General features: G+C 30.5%; 3 protein-coding genes. 1 reads left to right on the top strand and 2 read right to left on the bottom strand.

Annotated features, from left to right (window positions below):
- The first annotated feature begins 432 nt into the window (after positions 1-432).
- Positions 433-2,061: a hypothetical protein gene (locus tag ACKI67_RS06245; RefSeq protein WP_407462587.1), complete on the top strand. Its 1,629-nt coding sequence runs from the start codon at positions 433-435 to the stop codon at positions 2,059-2,061.
- 131 nt (positions 2,062-2,192) lie between these two features.
- Here the strand turns inward: ACKI67_RS06245 and ACKI67_RS06240 are convergent, their stop codons facing one another.
- Both ACKI67_RS06240 and ACKI67_RS06235 read right to left on the bottom strand, forming a co-directional pair.
- The gene (locus tag ACKI67_RS06240) at positions 2,193-2,444 is read right to left on the bottom strand and encodes a hypothetical protein (RefSeq protein WP_407462586.1); all 252 of its coding nucleotides are present in this window, start codon (positions 2,442-2,444) and stop codon (positions 2,193-2,195) included.
- Between the two features lie 58 nt (positions 2,445-2,502).
- Positions 2,503-3,591, bottom strand: coding sequence for a cysteine peptidase family C39 domain-containing protein (locus tag ACKI67_RS06235; RefSeq protein WP_407462585.1), 1,089 nt, complete (start codon positions 3,589-3,591; stop codon positions 2,503-2,505).
- Positions 3,592-4,015 lie beyond the last annotated feature (424 nt).

Raw genomic sequence — 4,015 nt, 5'->3', positions numbered from 1 at the left:
TTTTTTTTAATTTTTTTTAATTTTTTTTTAATATTTTTTACATAATTTCGTTAATTATCTATTTTTTCATTACATTTATATATAAGAAAGATATATTTAGTATTATATGTAGCGGGGTTAAGTTTTAGTAACTGAAAATTATGTTAAAAGAATAGGTAAAATTTCATTATTAGATCAAATTTAATGTTGTGTTATCTTTTGTCTATATGCTAGCTGATTTTTTGATTGATTAATCTGATTATATTATTAGTCTGTTTGCTAGTTGATTTTTTGATTGATTTTATTATGTTTAATTTTTCATTAAAGTCACTGCCAGAGTTCTATAGGCTTAAAAACATGATTTTTTCTAATGGCTACATATCAAACTAATAGCATTTGAAAAATTAATTTATTTGGATAATTCATATATTATATTTTAAAATGGTGAATTAAATGAGTAATATGAAAACTAAATTTTTAGTATTGTCATTGATTATTTTATTATTCCTTTCTGTTTATGCCATTACTGCTGCAGAAAATGATGATGTAATCACTGATACTCAAGATTTAAAGTTATCTGAAGATACAGTAACAGATGTAAAATTAAATGAAGACTCTTCAGATGATGCCCTATTATCACAGGTGGATACAGATTCCAGGGATGATATTGCCGATGAAAAGCCGGTCAATACAAAAAATAAGTTAGGTGCCGGTAAAAGTAAAGTCACAGTCATCTTCCATAAAATGTCTAGTGAAGGGGAAGTGACTGATAGCGTCACTAATGAAATTAGCTCAACTTGGGGAATTGGTATGGCCAAATTCAATAACCAAGTAGCTAATAAGAAATACAGTGATTTTGTATATGAGAATGAACATTGGGTATTTGACCATTGGGAAGATGCAGATGGAAACAAAATAACAGGAACCCAAACTATTGTTGCAACTGGAGAGGATTTTGAAGTGCATTACTATGCAAAATATACACACACTCCTCTTGGAACTTTACGTGTAACATATAATGACAACTTTGGTCATGGCAGCGGCAGTATGAATTATACTGATCATAATACTGCATATAAGCATACCTTTAAGGTTCCTGCAGACTATCCTGAAGATAAGGTTGTATTCAAATACTGGGAAAGAGAAGATACTGGTGAAAAATTCAATGCTGGTGATAGTCTTACTGTAAAGCCAAGTGAATTTGATGGAAAAGAGTTAAATATCACTGTAAATGCAATCTATGACATCAAAACAGTTGTCACTCTTGATGAAGTGACTGATTATACAGGTAATGTCGTGGATATAACTGCAAAAGTTGAAGATGCTTTTGGCAATCCTTTAAATGGTGGAACTGCTACTTTAACAATAGATTATGATAATAAATTAGGTGCAAGTGCAGAAACTTATACTGCTGAAGTGAAGGATGGAAAAGCAGAATTCAAGGATATCACTCTTGGTGCTCCAGGAACCTATCCTTCTAAAGTGGAATACACAGGCTATGATGATCCTGACTCTTCCGAAGGAAGAAATGCTTATCTTGCTTCAGAAGGGGAATCAAAAGTAAACATCTTGCCATTAAACACCACCACTGAAAGTGATGATGTTTCAGGTACTGTTGGAGAAAAGGTAGACATTACTGCAGATATCACAGATCAAAATGGTGACCCTGTCCAAAATGGTACAGCTGTTTTAAAAATCAATGGCAAAGAGTATACTGCTGAGGTAAAGGATGGAAAAGCCACCTTTACAGGTGTGGAATTACCTTCAGAAAGTACAGAGGCGACTATTGAATATCAAGGTAATGATTATTATAATCCTTCCAACACCACTATAAAAGTAACTGTTACCGTCCCTGAAGAGCCAGATCAAGAGGATGATTCCAGTCCAGAACCAGATGAACCAAGTTCAGATTCAAATGATACTGATACAAACGGCACTGATTCAAATCCTAAGGAACCAAAACATTCCAAAATAATTGAAAAGGCTAAAAAAGCTCTTCCTGCTGCAGGAAATCCAATATTATTATTGGCTATTGCTTCTGTGGTATTAGGTTCAGCAGTGTCTTTAAGACGTAAGAAATAATAATTTTTAGAAGAATTTATTCTTCTTTATTTTTTCTTTTTTTTTTATTTTCAACTTTTAGGTTAATCAACTTTTTTTACTTTTTTTTTTAGTTTGATTTCTAATTTTATTTTATTTTATTTTTATTTATTTTAACTTGAAGCAGATCCATTGCCAGTTGATTCTGTAACTTTTGTTTCTTTCAATGTACCATTATCTTCAAGCCATACTGTTCCGTTTTCATCAGGATTAGCAATATCTGTAATGGAATCATTTACAGTAATATTCCCTTCTGAAAGCATATCCGTATCACCAGTATTGTTTGAGTTCAAATATGCCCCTATAGCTAATGCGATACAGATTATTGCTAAAAGAATTATCAATAGTTTTTTATCATTCTCCATTTTCATCACCAAGATTATTAATTTTCTTTTAAAAATACTTGAAATCTATTTTTTCTATTTAAGGAAATTTGCATACTGTATGGTAAAATCTGAAACTTTGGATTCCCGGAGTAGGCAAATTAACTGTAACAGTCTTTCCCTTTTTCATACTTAAGTTAAAAATGCATGGATAGTTGATGACTGTACTTTTACCCTTATATTTGGCCTTTTTAAAATAAGTAATTTTGTAGTATACATTACAGCATATCTTGTGGCTTGTCAGCTTTTTGGTAATTATCCTCACTGTCTTTCCTCCCCACTTGGGAACAATGATCTTAACAAGAAATGCATATCCCGGATTTACTTTGTTGCGGATATAACTGACTTTTTTAGAATAATAATATGCATATCCCTTTCCAGAAATGCTATTGAGCTTAGCATTATCTATTATGGAATATCGGGACATATCCAAACTGATTGTTTTGGATTTATTCAATATTATCAAAGAATTGTTGGTGTAGAATTCCTTAAACTTTCCCAAATCATATTTGACATATCCTAAATTAGGGTCTGCTAAAGTAACGCTATCTTTACCGATTTCCTTAATCACTGACCAATGTTCGCCACCATTGATATTCATATGGACTATAAAGTTTTCCTTTAGATTGGAGCTATCTGCATAAACTCCATATGCTGTTAAATTGTATTTGGATGTAGCATCAATAAGCCCTTTCATTGTTGTGCCATCTATTGTGGTGTTGGTAGCCAATTTGGCATCATCTAAACTGATATTTGTTCCCATATCATTTAGAACAGTGGCAAATGAAGCTGCGCCACAACTGTAATCATCAGTGGACATGACTATATTTGAGCCGCTTTTAGGCTGTTCAATTATCTCCACGGAATTATGTTTTAGGATATCCATTTCATCATCTGGTTTTGCTCTCATTTCCATATCCTCACTTAACTCTGCAGAATCATCAATAGAATCGTAATCATTCAGTATTTTTGTATCATCATTTGAATCGTAATCATTCAATATTTTATCATCTATTGTATCAGAATCATTTATTTCTATCAAATCGGTGTCACTGGCACTTATTTGACCTATAATTAAAAATAAAGACATGATACATATAATTAAAATGTTTTTATTTATTTTTAACATATTTTTATCTCCTTTTATCATTAACTTAGTTTTAAGCAAACTTCTTTGTTTAAATCAGCCGATTATTTTCTAAATTTTACAAATAGTTAACTATTTATAAATCTTTTATTTTGTAAACTATTTGTTATAATTGGTTTATTTTTAAAATAAATCGATTTGCTCTTAAAAATAAGTTAATATTTAATTTGAGTTCTTTATATTTAAATTTAAGGTTTTTTTAACTTTTATTTTACATTTTAATTATAATTTGTACTTTAATTGGAATTTAATAGATTGATTTTAATTTTTTAATCTCATGTGATCGACCTGTGAGCTTTCAGAATTAATCGACGCCGCTATCAGACAACGAATGCGTTGATGACTATAAAGTATAATTTTGATTTTATAATCTCGATTTTGTAATTAACTTCTAATTTTTCTTTTA

Source organism: Methanobrevibacter sp. (assembly GCF_045577275.1).
GTDB lineage: Archaea > Methanobacteriota > Methanobacteria > Methanobacteriales > Methanobacteriaceae > Methanobrevibacter.
Note: the sequence above shows the minus strand (reverse complement) of the source record. Positions and strands in the feature narration are given on the sequence as shown.

What these genes read in the sequence shown, in the direction of transcription:
- ACKI67_RS06235 (WP_407462585.1), bottom strand. Translation starts at nt 3,591, where the DNA reads ATGTTAAAAATAAATAAAAACATTTTAATTATATGTATCATGTCTTTA.
- ACKI67_RS06245 (WP_407462587.1), top strand. Translation starts at nt 433, where the DNA reads ATGAGTAATATGAAAACTAAATTTTTAGTATTGTCATTGATTATTTTA.
- ACKI67_RS06240 (WP_407462586.1), bottom strand. Translation starts at nt 2,444, where the DNA reads ATGGAGAATGATAAAAAACTATTGATAATTCTTTTAGCAATAATCTGT.